The organism is Billgrantia sulfidoxydans (assembly GCF_017868775.1).
In the GTDB taxonomy this organism is placed as follows: Bacteria; Pseudomonadota; Gammaproteobacteria; order Pseudomonadales; family Halomonadaceae; genus Halomonas; species Halomonas sulfidoxydans.
Genome location: NZ_CP053381.1, coordinates 4013332 through 4026261, shown reverse-complemented (window position 1 = coordinate 4026261; position 12930 = coordinate 4013332). Strand labels below are relative to the sequence as shown.

Here is a 12930-nt window from a genome sequence, read left to right as displayed (position 1 = left end):
TGCGTCAGGGCTCGGCGACGCTCTCCAGGTAGTCGATGATGCGGCCGCGCGAGCGTTCGTCGAGCCCCCACAGCACCATGCGGGTGCCAGGCAGGAAGGCATCGGGCCCGGCGAGGAAGGCGTCGAGGGTCTCGCGGTTCCACACATGCTCGGCTTCTTGCAGCGTCGGCGAGTAGTCGAAGTCCGCGAGGCTGCCGGCCGCGCGGCCGAACACGCCGTGCAGGCTGGGCCCGGCCAGGTGCCGGCCGGGCTCGATGCTGTGGCAGCCGATGCACTGCGAACGGAACAGGCGCTCGCCCTCGGCAAGCTCGGCAGCGATGCCCGGTGTCGGGATGACGAGCATCGCCAGCGCGAGGCCGATCGGCGGCAGGCCGAAGGAGCGGCGGGGGCGCGTCACGTGGCCTCAGAAGCAGCGCAGGTTGGCGTCGGCCTGGGCCTGACGCAGAGCGTCGACCTGGTCCTGCATGCCGCGCTCGGTGCGGAACAGCACGCCGAGTTCGCCGCGTTGGTCCTGCATGCCCAGCACCGTCTCGACCTGCTCGTAGGTGGCATAGGGCAGATGCTCGGCGATCACGTCGATGCTGCAGGCGCACTTCTGCATGGTCAGGTAATCGTTGCCGTTGGAGGCCATGCAGCCCAGCACGTAGTCGACGCGTGCCTCGGTGGGGTAGTCGTTGGCCAGGCTCGCCGCGGCGAGGGGGAGCAGCAGGCAGGCGAGCGCCGTCTGGCGCAGCGCGCCGGCCGCTGTCGTCCGAAGTCGAGGCATTGTTGTTGTCTCCGGAAGCATTCGGGATCGTATGGCTCAAGGTATGGCAGTCCGGCTACCTTTTCCACTGCATAGCGTGGCTTGTCGACTTCGCGCCGTGAGGCGGGCGGTCATCCCCTGCGCTCATCGTCGCGCACCTCGTAGTCGCCCTCGAGCAGCTCATGCTCGCCCGCTCCGGGATTCCCTCGATAGCGGGTCTCGCGGTAGTGGGTCTCGCGGTAGTGGTAGCCGCCGCCGGCGTCCTTGGCTTGCTCGGCGCGGATCTGCTCGAGGCGCTTCTTCATGCGGTAGCGCACGATCGGCAGCATGGCCCAGCCCAGCAGCAGGAAGAACAGGCCGAGCACGGTGCCGACGATCAGCAGCAGGCCGAACAGTAGCCAGGTGACGATGAGCTTGAGCCCACCCAAGGGGCCGCGAGGGGCCTGCCGCGCCCGGGAGCGCCATTGCTGGGCCGCCTGCCAGGCAGCGTTGCGGCGCGGGTCGTTGTCGAACATGAGCATCTCCGATGATGGCGCCGCCAAGCGGCGTGCGGAATGGCTGTCCCTTTGAGGCTACGGGCCGGGGATCGTTCCCCTATGCGAGCAGCCGCCACAGCGCTGCGGTCGCGATGCCGGCGCTGATCGCCGCCAGCGTCTTCTGCGTGGCCAGCATCACCGCGAGCGTGGCCACCAGCGCCAGGCGTGCGCCCCAGTCGCCCTGGAAGGCCATGGGCGTGATCACTGCTACCAGCACCGAGCCCGCCATGGCGTTGATGAAGCGCTCCACCCTGGGGCCGATGGGAATCCGCGCCATCACGAACACACCACCGGCGCGGGTCAGGTAGGTGACTAGCGCCATGAGGAGGATGGCGACGACCGCTCCCACCAGCGTCGAGGGCAGGCTCATGCGGCGGCCTCCCGCTCTCCGTGCCCGGGCGAAACCAGCAGGCCGGCCAGTCCGCCGGCCAGGGCGCCGACGATCACATGGGAGTGAGGCGGCAACCAGGCCATGGCGGCCAGCGCGGCCAGCGCGGCGGCGCTCCACGGCAACAGCATCGACAGGTCGCGTCGTCCGCCCACCAGCATCGCCAGCAGGAAGCAGCCCATGATCACGTCGAGGCCGAAGCGCTCGGGCTCGTCGATGCCACTGCCGAAGAGCACGCCGAGCAGCGTGCCGGCAAGCCAGGTCAGCCACAGCGCGATGCCGCCGCCCACCAGCATGCCGACGTTGGTCTCGCCCCGCTGGCGATCGGCGGCGGCCATGGCCCAGTTGGAATCGCTCATCACCACCAGGCTGGCGTAGCGCTGTGCCGGAGGGAGATGCGCCAGCCACGGCTGGATGGCGGCCCCCATCAGCAGGTGGCGGGCGTTGATGGCGAAGGTGGTGGCGACCAGCGGCAGCAGCGGAATTTCGGGGCCCCACAGCTCCAGGGCGGCGAACTGCGAGGCACCGGCGAACACCAGCGCACTCATCAGCACTGCTTCGAGGCCCGAGAGCCCGCGCGACAGCGCCGCCACGCCGAAGGCCAGGCCGAAGATCACCACGAACAGCGACAGCGGCGCCATGCGACGGATGCCGGCGAGGACGCCGGCGAGATCGAGCCGGGCCCCGGGGGTGGACGTGGTCATTGGCGCCACACCTCGGCGACGATCTCGTAGCTGCGCAGGCGGTCGTCGTGGGCATAGAGGTCGCTGTTGAGCATCAGCTCGTCGGCGCCGGTCTGCTCGAGGAAGCGCTCGAGCCCCTCGCGCACGGTGTCGGGCCCGCCGATCACTGCCGCGCCGAGGAACTGCTCCACCTGGACCCGCTCCATCGGCGTCCAGTCGAGGGTATCGACCGGCGGCAGCGAGCGGGTACGGCGGCCGCGCACCATGCCGAGGAATTTCTGGCGGGTGGTAGAGGCAAGCCACTCGGCGCGCGCGTCGTCCTCGGCGGCGATCACCGGCAGCCCGACCATGGCGTAGGGGCGCTCGAGCCGTGCCGAGGGGCGAAAGTTGTCGCGATAAAGGCGCAACGCCTCGTGCAGGTAGCCCGGGGCGAACTGGGCGGCGAAGGCGAACGGCAGCCCCTCGCGGGCGGCGAGCTGGGCGCTGTAGCCGCTGGAGCCGAGCAGCCACAGCGGCACCCGGGTGCCCTGGCCGGGCACCGCACGCACGCGCTGGCCGGGTTGCTCGTCGTCGAGAAAGCCCTGCAGCTCGGCGAGCAGCTCGGGGAAGTTCTCGGCCCCGGCGTAGGGGTCGCGGCGCAGCGCGGCCATGGTGGCGGCGTCGGAGCCAGGGGCGCGCCCCAGCCCCAGGTCGATGCGGCCCGGGTAGAGGGTCTCCAGGGTGCCGAACTGCTCGGCGATGACCAGCGGCGGGTGGTTGGGCAGCATGATGCCGCCGCTGCCCACGCGGATGCGCGAGGTGGCGCCGGCAATATGGCCGATCAGCACCGCGGTGGCGGCACTGGCGATGCCGTCGAGGCTGTGGTGCTCGGCCAGCCAGTAGCGGGTGAAGCCGAGGCGTTCGGTCAGCCGTGCCAGTGCCACGCTCTCCGCAAAGCTGTCGGCGATGGTACCGCCCTGGCGGATCGGTGCCAGGTCGAGCACGGAAAGCGGGGTATCGGAAAGTCGGGACATGTTCGAGACTCGTCGGAAACTTAGCCTGCTTGGTTTCTCCAGAATCGTCGCGTCGGCGCCTCGATGCAATGGTTTTATGGTCAGGAAGGGCGCCGATGCCAGTGATTTGTGTGGCGTCGGGGTTGGGCTGCTAGGATGAGGGCGTCCAAGGACGGAACGAGGAGCGCCTTATGGCCAATCACGGAGGGCAGCGGGTCTTTGCCGCATCGGCCCTGATCATCCTGGCGCTGGTGGCAGCCGGTGCCGGTTTTCCCGAGGCATTCGCTGCCGCCGCCGATACCGCGCTCGGCGCCGTCACGCGGCTGTTCGGCTGGTTCTACCTCTTCTCGGTATTCGGCTTCGTCATCTTCCTGCTGGCCCTGGCCCTCAGCAAGTACGGCAAGGTCCGCCTCGGGCCTCAGGACAGCACGCCGAGCTTCAGCTTCTTCTCCTGGGTCAGCATGCTGCTGGCGGCCGGCTTCGGCGTGGGGCTGGTGTTCTACGGCATGGCCGAGCCGATGCTGCACTACGTCGAGCCACCCTACGCCGATGTGCCCGCCGAGAGCACCGAGGCGGCGCGCTATGCCATCCAGTACAGCTACTTCAACTGGGGCATCCACCAATGGGCGGCCTTCTCGGTGGTGGGGCTGATCATCGCCTACTTCCAGTTCCGCAAGGGGCAGGCCGGGCTGGTCTCGTCGGTGCTGTCGTCGATCGCCGCCAAGTACCCGCGGGTGCGGCCCTATGCGCCGACCCTGGACGTGTTCGCCGTGGTGGCCACCGTCATGGGAGTGGCGACCTCGCTGGGGCTGGGCGTGCTGCAGCTCAATGGCGGCTTCAACGCCGTGTTCGGCCTGCCCGAGAGCGGACTGTGGCAGTTCGTCATCCTGCTCGCGATGTTCCTGGCCTACATGGCCTCGACCTGGTCGGGGCTGGACAAGGGCATCCGCCGGCTCTCCAACCTCAACATGATCCTGTGCATTGGGTTGATGCTCTACGTGCTGGTGACCGGCCCCACGGTGATGATCCTCGAGACCATCACCCTTGGCATCGGCGATTACCTGCAGAACTTCATCGGCATGAGCCTGCGTATCTCGCCGTTTTCCGACAACACCTGGGCGGCCAACTGGACCATCTTCTACTGGGCCTGGGTCATCGCCTGGTCGCCCTTCGTCGGTACCTTCGTGGCGCGCGTGTCGCGCGGGCGCACCATCCAGGAGTACGTCTTCGGCGTGCTGATCGTGCCGCCGCTGCTGGCCTGCCTGTGGATCGGCGTGTTCGGCGGCGCCGCCCTGCACATGGAGCTGGCCGGCGACGCCGGGCTGGCGGCGGCCACCGAGGACAACATCACCGTGGCGCTGTTCGAGATGTTCGAGCTCATGCCCTTCACCGGCGTGCTATCGGTGATCGCCATGCTGCTGATCTTCATCTTCCTGGTGACCTCGGCCGACTCCGCCTCCTACATCGTGGCGCAGATGACCGACAACGGTTCGATCAACCCACCGCTGTTCAAGCGGGTAATCTGGGGCGTGCTGATCGCCGCCATCTGTCTCACCCTGATCGTCGCCGGGGGGCTGACCGGGCTGCAGTCGGCGGCGGTACTCTCGGCGCTGCCCTTCACCTTCATCCTCTACGGCATGATCGTGGTGCTGGTCCGCGAGCTGCGCGCCGACCGCCAGTCCATGCTCACCCAGCTCTATCGCCGCCATGGCGAGACACCAGTGGGGGCCGACGCCTTCGAGGCCGAGGCGCTGGGGGAGCAGGAGCGTCTGCGGCGTGCGCCCAACGTGATCAATCGGCGCATCAATCGGCGCGAAGGCGGTTAGCGTCCGCCTCCCCTTGCGGCGCCGGGGCGTCGATTGCCGGTAGCCAGGCACGGGCGCAGGTCGTAAGCTCTGGGAGGAATGGGGAACCGGACGTCAACCAATGTCTCTCATCGGCTCACGCCGACGGGCGCTTCCACGAGGCGCCACCCGCCGGCGGCAACCGGGCCGCGGGCGTCACGACCGCTTCGACCGCTGGCTCGATCGCGCGGTGGACATCGCCGTGCTCACGGCCCTGACGGTGGGCGGCGTGGCCCTGGTACTGCATCTGTTGTTGTAGCGTCGAGGCGAGATGCGTTCATTGCTGGTGCTGGTCGTGCTGATGGTTGCCGCGGTGGCGGCCTGGTGGCAGTTCGAGGCGCGTATTCCCTCCCACTGGCACCCATGGAAGCCACTGAGCGTCGGCGACGCCTTGACGCCGGTGACCAAGTGGAAGCTGCAGCGCCTGGCCGGTGACCGCGAGGCCTGCCTGACGGCGCTCGATACGGCACCTGAGGGGGCGCTGCGGATGACGCCACTGGACGACCACGAGCCGGCGCCCGGCTGTCCGCTCGAGAACGTGGTGCGGATCCATGGCGGCGAGATCCAATTCAACGCCAGCTTCGTCGCGAGCTGCCCGCTGGCGCTGGCCTGGGTCATGTACGAACGCCAGCGTCTGCAGCCGGCGGCCGAGGCCCACTTTGGCAGCCGCGTGGCGCGCGTCGAGCATTACGGCAGTTTCGCCTGTCGTAACGTCTATGGCCGTGCGGACGGCCGGCGCAGCGAGCACGCCACGGCAGAGGCCCTCGACGTGGCGTCCTTTCGCCTGGAGGACGGGCGCCGCATCACCCTGCGCGAGCACTGGGGGGGCGAAGACGCGCGAGGAGCCTTCCTGCGTGACGCGCGCGACGGTGCCTGCGACCTGTTCGGCAACGTGCTGGGCCCGGCCTACAACCGCGCCCATGCCGACCACTTCCACTTCGGCATGCGCGGCTTCCGTGTGCGCCGCTGAGGCGGTCGGGCTCGCACGCCGTCGACGGCCCCCGTACACTCAGAGGCATCCACCCGTTGGCGCACGAGGCTTATGCTGGAATTTCTGCAGGGGTTCTCCTATGGGCTGTTCGTCACCTGCCTGCCGTGGTGCCTGGTCGGGCTGGCCAACCCGCGCCTGGCGCTCGCCAACGACAACCCCAATCGTCTGCAGGTGCTGTTTCGCTACTGCCTGCTGGTGCCCTTCATCAGTACGGTGCTGTGGCTGACGTCGCTGTGGGGCGGTTTCGGGCCGAGCCTGGGCGGCTGGCTCGCCGGACTGGTGGCGGTGGGGGTATCGCTGCCCGTGGAGCGCGGCTGGCGGCGCTGGCGCGCGCGACGTCATCAGCGCCGACTGCAGGAGCGGCTGGCGGCCGAGAGCGAGCGGCGGCGCGCCGAGCAGGAGCGTGCCGCGCGGGAGACCGGCGTGGCCGAGCTGGACCCGGCACGGCCGCCGGTGGGGGCCGACGAGCTGGTGCTGTCGCTATGCCGGGCCAAGCAGGGGCTGCTCGACGTGAAGCGTGCCGACCTGGCGAGCCAGGTCGATCGCTTCTACACCCGCTACGCCCATGTGATGGAGTTGCTGACGGCGCGCTTCGACCGTAGCGAGCTGGCCTTCGAGCGCTCACGCGGACTGATCACCGAAGTCTGCCTCGGGGCGGTGGATACCTTCACCTCCATGGCCGCCCAGGCGCGTGGCGTGATGGGGCTGGACGGCGACTACGTGCGCCGACGCCTGGCCCAGGAGCAGCGTCGGCTGTCCGTCGAGGAGCGCATCGCGCTCAAGCGCCGACTCGAGCTGATCGAGGAGACCGATCGCCGCCTGCGTCGCCTGGTGGCGCGCAACGAATCGGCGCTGACGCTGCTCGACGATACGGCGGTGGCGCTGGCCCGGATCGAGACGGGGCGCCCGCAGGCCACCCTCGCCACCGACCGGGCGCTGGAGGAGCTGCGGCGCTTCATCGAGGGGGCGGAGCGCTACAGCCGCCAGGAACGACGTTGAGGCTCTCGCCGACGGCGTTGAGCCAAGCACCGGCCTGGCTTGCTAAGGTGTGGGAAAGAGCCTGAAGAGGGAAGCGCTTATGAAACCATCGTCCGAACGTGGCTCGCCGCTCTCGTTGCCACCGGTGGAACAGATCGCCAGCGAGCTCGAGGACATCGCTCCCGAGGCGCATGGCGGCGAGGAGATCGTGGTCGACGACCCCGAGCTCGAGCAACTGGCGGCGTCGTTCGTCGACGAGGTGCTGGCCAGCGAAGGCGCCGCCCTCGACCGCCAGCGCCGCGCGGTGGATGAAATGGGGCTCGAGCTGCAGCAGCAGGCGGCGCATCACAGCGAGATGTTGCAGGCGCCGCTGCGCAAGCTGGCCCATCAGGGCGACGAGGGCGGGCCGGTGGCCAAGGCGCTGATCGACCTGCGCGGGCACATGCAGGATCTCGACCCGCACCAGCATCGCCTGGCATCGGGACCGTTCGACCGCCTGCTGTCGCGCATACCCGGCGCCGGCAGCCGCGTGCAGCGCTACTTCCGCAAGTTCGAGAACGCCCAGCAGGCGCTCGACGCCATCATCGCCGACCTGGAGGGAGGGCGCGACCTGCTGCGGCGCGACAACATCACGCTCAGCGACGACCAGGAGAGCCTGCGCCAGCTGTTGGGGCGACTGCAGCGCCAGATCGACCTGGGGCGCCTGATCGACCGGCGCCTGGCGCAGGCGCTGGAGCGGCTCGGCGACGCCCACCCGCAGCGTGCCTTCATCGAGGAGGAACTGCTGTTCCCGCTGCGCCAGCGCATCGTCGACCTGCAGCAGCAGCAGGCGGTCAGCCAGCAGGGCGTGCTGGCGCTGGAGGTGATCATCCGCAACAACCGCGAATTGATTCGCGGTGTCGACCGCGCGATCCACGTCACCGTCTCGGCGCTGACCGTGGCCGTGGCCGTGGCGCTGGCGCTGGCCAACCAGCGCCTGGTGCTCGACCGCGTCGAGTCGCTCAATACCACCACCTCGGAGATGATCGCCGGCACGGCGAGAACGCTGCGCCAGCAGGGGGTGGAGATCCAGACCCGGGCCGCCTCGGCCCAGCTCGACATGCAGGCGCTGGAGCAGGCCTTCGACGACGTGCTGGGTGCCATCGACGACCTGTCGCGCTACCGTCAGGAGGCCCTGCCCCAGCTCGACGCCCAGATCGACCGCCTGGCCCAGCTGGCGCGCCAGGGAGGTGCGGCGGTCGACAGGCTGCAGCGCGGCAGCGAGGTCCAGGCGCCCGCTTCGGCAGACGACGAATCTCCGCCGGAGCAGGCGCGCAGGGAGCGTCCCTCCTAGGGCGAGCCCCCGGGCGAGCGGGGCCCGCCGGCGTCCTCGTCGTCGACGTCCCTGGGCGGCGGCTCGTGTCGCTGGGCGTCGCGCAGCGCCTTGCGCATCAGCTCCCAGGCATCGTCGAGCCCCTGCTGCAGGGAATCCCAGGCCGCTTCGCTGGCAAACTGCAGCTCCTCGAGCCGCCGGCGGGTCTCGTCGCGGCGTCGTCGCAGCCGCTCGATATCGTCGTGGTACCGCGTCTGCGCCTCGGCGCCCGCCTTGCGCGCGCGGGCGGCCAGTGCGTCGATCTCGGCGTTCCATTCGTCCAGTCGGGCCTTCATCTGCTCGACGAACTCATCGCGTCTGTTCATGGCTACTCCGCCTCCGGCTGATGCTACTCCTATCGATTCCCCGCCGCCGGGCCGGTTCCGCGGTCGTGCTCAGGTCTGTGCGGCCACCCGGTCGCGGCCCTGGTGCTTGGCACGATAGAGCTGGCCGTCGGCCTGGGCCATCAGCTCCTCGATGCCGGTGTCGTCGTGTGCCGGCCTGCTGCTGGCCACCCCGAGGCTGGCGGTGACACGGCCGGCAAGGGTCGAGTGGGCGTGCGGGATGTCGAGGGCACGGATCCGCTCGTGGATCCGGCCGGCCACTCGCAGGGCGCCCTCCAGGTCGGTGTCGGGCAGCACGCAGACGAACTCTTCGCCCCCGTAGCGGGCGACCAGGTCCGAGGCGCGGTGCACCACCCCGGCGAGGGCCTCGGCCACGGCCCTCAGGGTGTCGTCCCCGGCGACGTGGCCATAGTGATCGTTGAACTCCTTGAAGTGATCGATATCGATGAAGATCACCGAGAGGGCGTGGCCGTTGCGCCAGGCCCGCTGCCATTCGCGCTCGATGAAGGTGTCGAAGTGGCGACGGTTGGCGATGCCGGTCAGGCCATCCATGGTCGAAATCTGGTGGAGCTGGTCGCGCTGGTCGAGGCCGCGCTGGAAGGCCTGGAGCAGCTGGTCGACGCTGTCCACCAGATGCCCCAGTTCGTCGCTGCCATGTCGCCCCATGGCGGGCTTCGGCCAGCGCCCGGGCTGGCGCGGGTCGGTGTCGACGATGGCCGCATGCACGCGCAGCAGGGGGCGGGTCACGAACCAGTGGAACACCAGGGCGAGCAGGGCGGCGATGGCCAGCGCCTTGGCGACGCCCAACGAGAAGATGAGCAGGCTGCGATCGGTGAAGTCGCGTGCCAGGCGGTCGAGCGCCAGGGTCAGCTCGAGTTCGCCGATCGGTTGGGGCGGGTTGTCGGACCCCGCCTGGTAGTGCAGCGTGCGCCGGTAGTGGAGGATATCTTCGAACAGGGCATGGGCGACCCAACCGGAGACGGGGTCGGACTCGCGCTGGCGCGCGGCCATGGTGCGACCGAAATCGTCCGTAATGGCGGCGCTGGCGACGCGGCCACCGTTGAACAGCCCGTCGATGACCTGGGCCGCCAGCTCGGGGTTGAGCTGAAAGGCGGCTTCCGCCGCGGTGCCGTGGACCAGGTCGAGGCGGTAGCGGGTGTCGCTGACGATCTCCTGGCGCATCGAACGGGCATCGAGAGCCAGCTCGATGACGCCGGCCAGGATGCTGAGCAGCAGGGCGATGGCCAGGGTAAGGCCGGCCTGCTTGGCGGTCAGGCTGCGCCGGCCGGGTTGACTGCCGGGCGCTAGGCTCACTGGCGCGCCTCTACCACGGCCCGCGCCCGATCGAGAGCCGCCTGCAGCCGGGCGATGAACTGGTCGGGAACCGAGGGGTGGCAGGCCAGGTAGAGATCGACCTCGTTGAAGGCGAACAGCCGGCGCAGCGACAGGCCGGCCTCCTCGGCGAGGAGCTGGGCGGTCTGCTCGCCGGTGACCCAGGCATCGATCAGCCCGGCCTGCAGGCGGCCGATGTTCTCGCGCTCGGCGCTGGCAACCACGATGTTGACCCCTTGGCTGGCGGCGTACTGCCCGACGGCATCCTCGCGAAAGCTGCCTACGCGGAGGTCGGCCAGGTCGTCCAGCGAGTCGGCCTCGATCTCGGCCCCGTCGAGGACGAAGGCGGCCCAGGTGCTCGATACCAGCGGCCCCACCCAGGTGAACAGCGACTCGCGCTCGGGTGTACGGGTGGTCGAGTAGACGCAGTGGCGTTCGCGCAGCTGGGCCTCTGTCAGGGCGCGGGCCCAGGGCAGCAGGCGGAAGTCGGCCTCGAGTTCGGCGTCATCCAGCGCTGCCCGCAGGAGTTCGGTGGCGCTCCCCGTGATCGTGCCGTCGTCGTCCTGGTAGTTGTAGGGTGGGTACTCCTCGGTATTGAAGGCAATGGTGCCGCCGAGGATCTCGCTGACGACGCCCTGCTTGCGCAAGCGATCCAGCGCCGCCTGCATTCGGGCCACCAGCGCGGGATCGGTGTCGCGGTGCAGGGCGTAGTAGAGATCGGATTCGCTGATGGTCAGGGCGGGAACGAAGTCGGTGGTGGGCAGCCCCTCCTCCTGCATCAGCCAGAAGGCCACGTCTTCGCCGTAGGCCCACAGGTCGACCCGGCCACGCTCGAGCATGCGCAAGGCGCTGACGTTGGAGATCGCCGCATGGATCTGGGCCTCCGGTACCCCGGCTTCCTGCAGCCGCTGGGCGCCGATGTCTTCGCGGATGACGGCGATGCGATAGCCGCCGGCGATGACGTCCTCGATGTCGTTCAGCTGGATGTCGCTGTCGCGCCGGGCGATCAGCGTGACCCGGTCGGTGGCGATGGGCCCCACCCACTGGAACAGCGCTTCACGCTGCTCGGTGCGCGTGGTGGAGAAGAGTACCGTGCCCGGCTCGGAGAGGGCGGTATCGTAGCCACGTACCCAGGGATAGTAGAGCACGTCGTCACGGGAGAGCTCGGTATCGGTTTCGGCAAAGACCCGTTCGAGCAGCTCGATGGAGATACCTTCGAGGCGATCGTCGTGCCGATAATTGTAGGGGGGGTACTCCTCGGTGATGAAGGTCAGCCCTTCCAGGCTGCCTGCTGCCGGAAACGGGAGCAACACTAACATCAGCATCAGCCATTTCTTCATGCGCCCTGCCTCTGCCTGCTTATTCTTCTGGCCTCCCGCAAGGCGGCGTCGGCCACGGCTCTGAGCCGGTTGCCTGCGCTGGCTTACCCAGGCCATCTCTGGACGAAGCCCAACGCAGGACAAACCTGCTTAACCCAGGTTAACAATGATAATGCCCGTGGCATGGCGAGAAGTGAAGAACAGCCTACTCCACGCTGGCGAACGATACGCCATGTGAACAGTCAGGCTGCCCGTCAGCGTGGGCTGGCCGCATGGCGTGGAGCGCGCTCACTCCTCGGGTTCGAGCCGATAGAGCGTGCCGTCCTCGTCGCCTATGAGCACGTAAAGGTAGCCATCCGGGCCTTGGCGCACCTCGCGTACCGGCCCTTGTGGCTCGTCCAGGAGCTCTTCCCTCTCCGCGATTTCGCCGCCATTTACCTCGAAGCGATAGAGCTGTTCGCTCTCGAGCCCGCCGACGAGCAGGTTGCCCTCCCACTGCGGGTAGTGCGCGCCGTTGACCACGGCCAGGCCCGATGGTGACACGTCTTCGGCAAAACGGTAGGCAGGCTCGACCACGTCCTCCTCGTTGAACAGCCCGCTGCCGGCGTCCTCCACCAGCACCTCCGAGTCTTCGGCTTCATCTGCCCAGCCGTGGTTTCGGCCGCGTTGCAGGAGCAGCAGTTCGTCATGCCCGTTGCTGCGGCTTTCCACGGCCCAGACGTTGCTGCGTTTTTCGTCAACGGCCAGCCCCAGCACGCGCCGATGCCCCCAGGAGTAGATCTCCGGCAGGTAGCCGGCCTCTTCGAGCAGCGGGTTGTCCTCGGGGGCCAGGCCCTGTGGATCGAGGCGCAGGATCGACCCGGCGTGATCCTGGGTGTCCTGGGCCCGGCCGGGTGTGCCGCGGTCACCGACGGACATCAGCAGGGTGTCGTCGCCCATCCAGGCCAGCCGCGAGCCGGGGTAGGTGCTGGGCTCCGAGCGCCGGTTCTGCTCGAACAGCTCCTCCACGTCGACCAGACGGTCGCCGGCCAGGCGGCCCCGTGCCAGCGCCGTGGCGGTGGAGTCTACATCCCCGCTCGAGTAGGTGAAGTAGATCCAGCCGGTGTCGGGGTAGTCGGGGGAGGCGGCGATGTCGAGCAGGCCTGCCTGGCCCTCGACATGGATGCCGGGCAGGCCTTCGACCTCTTGCCGTTCGCCGTTGTAGAACGTCTGGATCTGTCCGGTGCGTTCGCTGATCACGTAGAGGTCGCCGGGCAGTATGGCCACGCCCCACGGCTGCTCGAGATCTTCTGCCACGGGTACCAGCCGCAAGTCCTGATGTTCGGTGCTCAGGGTCAGCTCTTCGGCATGCGCCGATGCCGCGGCCAGCATCACCAGGGGGATAGCACTCAAGCGTTCCATTGCCTGCCTCCAGTCCGGAATGTAGT

At 68.9% G+C, this 12930-nt stretch carries 15 protein-coding genes; 5 read left to right on the top strand and 10 right to left on the bottom strand.

Going from position 1 to position 12930, the window contains the following annotated elements:
- Positions 1–4 precede the first annotated feature (4 nt).
- From HNO51_RS18660 to HNO51_RS18635, 6 genes are all read right to left on the bottom strand, one after another.
- The gene (locus tag HNO51_RS18660; RefSeq protein WP_197448674.1) at positions 5–397 is read right to left on the bottom strand and encodes a c-type cytochrome; all 393 of its coding nucleotides are present in this window, start codon (positions 395–397) and stop codon (positions 5–7) included.
- Between the two features lie 6 nt (positions 398–403).
- Complete coding sequence (locus HNO51_RS18655) at positions 404–766, bottom strand: hypothetical protein (protein WP_197448673.1); 363 nt, start codon at positions 764–766, stop codon at positions 404–406.
- A 110-nt stretch (positions 767–876) separates the two neighbouring features.
- Entirely contained in the window at positions 877–1266 is a 390-nt protein-coding gene (locus HNO51_RS18650; protein WP_197448672.1) for a hypothetical protein, read from the bottom strand.
- Between the two features lie 73 nt (positions 1267–1339).
- Positions 1340–1651, bottom strand: a complete 312-nt coding sequence (locus HNO51_RS18645; protein WP_209538053.1) for an AzlD family protein — start codon at positions 1649–1651, stop codon at positions 1340–1342.
- Entirely contained in the window at positions 1648–2373 is a 726-nt protein-coding gene (locus HNO51_RS18640; protein ID WP_197448670.1) for an AzlC family ABC transporter permease, read from the bottom strand. The genes HNO51_RS18645 and HNO51_RS18640 overlap by 4 nt, the downstream gene beginning before the upstream one ends.
- Complete coding sequence (locus HNO51_RS18635; protein ID WP_197448669.1) at positions 2370–3365, bottom strand: LLM class flavin-dependent oxidoreductase; 996 nt, start codon at positions 3363–3365, stop codon at positions 2370–2372. Before HNO51_RS18635 ends, HNO51_RS18640 begins: the two co-directional genes overlap by 4 nt.
- 170 nt (positions 3366–3535) lie before the next feature.
- On the opposite strand from HNO51_RS18635, the gene HNO51_RS18630 reads away from it, so the two are divergent.
- From HNO51_RS18630 to HNO51_RS18610, 5 genes are all read left to right on the top strand, one after another.
- Positions 3536–5170 carry a BCCT family transporter gene (locus HNO51_RS18630; protein ID WP_197448668.1) on the top strand — a complete coding sequence of 545 codons (1635 nt, stop codon included), beginning with the start codon at positions 3536–3538 and terminating at the stop codon, positions 5168–5170.
- A 100-nt stretch (positions 5171–5270) separates the two neighbouring features.
- Positions 5271–5447 carry a hypothetical protein gene (locus HNO51_RS18625; protein WP_209538052.1) on the top strand — a complete coding sequence of 59 codons (177 nt, stop codon included), beginning with the start codon at positions 5271–5273 and terminating at the stop codon, positions 5445–5447.
- Positions 5448–5459: 12 nt separating this feature from the next.
- Positions 5460–6158: an extensin-like domain-containing protein gene (locus HNO51_RS18620; protein ID WP_209538051.1), complete on the top strand. Its 699-nt coding sequence runs from the start codon at positions 5460–5462 to the stop codon at positions 6156–6158.
- Positions 6159–6230: 72 nt separating this feature from the next.
- Positions 6231–7178 carry a cobyrinic acid a,c-diamide synthase gene (locus tag HNO51_RS18615; protein ID WP_197448665.1) on the top strand — a complete coding sequence of 316 codons (948 nt, stop codon included), beginning with the start codon at positions 6231–6233 and terminating at the stop codon, positions 7176–7178.
- A gap of 79 nt (positions 7179–7257) precedes the next feature.
- Entirely contained in the window at positions 7258–8490 is a 1233-nt protein-coding gene (locus tag HNO51_RS18610) for a toxic anion resistance protein (protein ID WP_242597151.1), read from the top strand.
- Here HNO51_RS18610 and HNO51_RS18605 read toward each other — a convergent pair.
- The 4 genes from HNO51_RS18605 to HNO51_RS18585 form a co-directional block, all read right to left on the bottom strand.
- Entirely contained in the window at positions 8487–8834 is a 348-nt protein-coding gene (locus tag HNO51_RS18605; protein WP_197448664.1) for a sll1863 family stress response protein, read from the bottom strand. The genes HNO51_RS18610 and HNO51_RS18605 overlap by 4 nt on opposite strands.
- Before the next feature lie 69 nt (positions 8835–8903).
- The gene (locus HNO51_RS18600; RefSeq protein ID WP_209538050.1) at positions 8904–10166 is read right to left on the bottom strand and encodes a GGDEF domain-containing protein; all 1263 of its coding nucleotides are present in this window, start codon (positions 10164–10166) and stop codon (positions 8904–8906) included.
- Positions 10163–11503, bottom strand: a complete 1341-nt coding sequence (locus HNO51_RS21090; RefSeq protein WP_242597150.1) for a substrate-binding periplasmic protein — start codon at positions 11501–11503, stop codon at positions 10163–10165. The genes HNO51_RS18600 and HNO51_RS21090 overlap by 4 nt, the downstream gene beginning before the upstream one ends.
- A gap of 288 nt (positions 11504–11791) precedes the next feature.
- Positions 11792–12904 (bottom strand): PQQ-dependent sugar dehydrogenase, encoded by a 1113-nt coding sequence (locus tag HNO51_RS18585; RefSeq protein WP_197448662.1) that lies wholly within the window; start codon positions 12902–12904, stop codon positions 11792–11794.
- Positions 12905–12930: the final 26 nt, after the last annotated feature.